At 68.8% G+C, this 234-nt stretch carries 1 protein-coding gene; it reads right to left on the bottom strand.

What is annotated here, in order from left to right; genetic code table 11:
- Positions 1-234 (bottom strand): YcaO-like family protein (locus EOD29_RS35250; protein ID WP_164764116.1); only part of this gene is annotated, 234 nt, incomplete at both ends.

Below are 234 nucleotides of genomic sequence, written 5' to 3' on the forward strand. Positions count from 1 at the left end.
TCGGCAATATGGCCGATGGTCTCCTGGATCGTCGCCTTGCGATGATGACGGGGCTGGAACGGGCGCATCCGGCCGTCGCCCTCGCACAGTTCGACCACCTGCTGCATCGCCGCCCTCCTGTCGAGCCGCTGATAGATGCGCGGCGAGAAATCGTCGCGGCTGCCGGCAATCGCAGTCAGTCGGCTCTGCGCCGCTTCGGTGATGGCGCGCAGCGCGGCGCGCACGGGATCGGGG

The sequence above is a fragment of the Mesorhizobium sp. M1A.T.Ca.IN.004.03.1.1 genome, from assembly GCF_003997555.1.
In the GTDB taxonomy this organism is placed as follows: Bacteria; Pseudomonadota; Alphaproteobacteria; order Rhizobiales; family Rhizobiaceae; genus Mesorhizobium.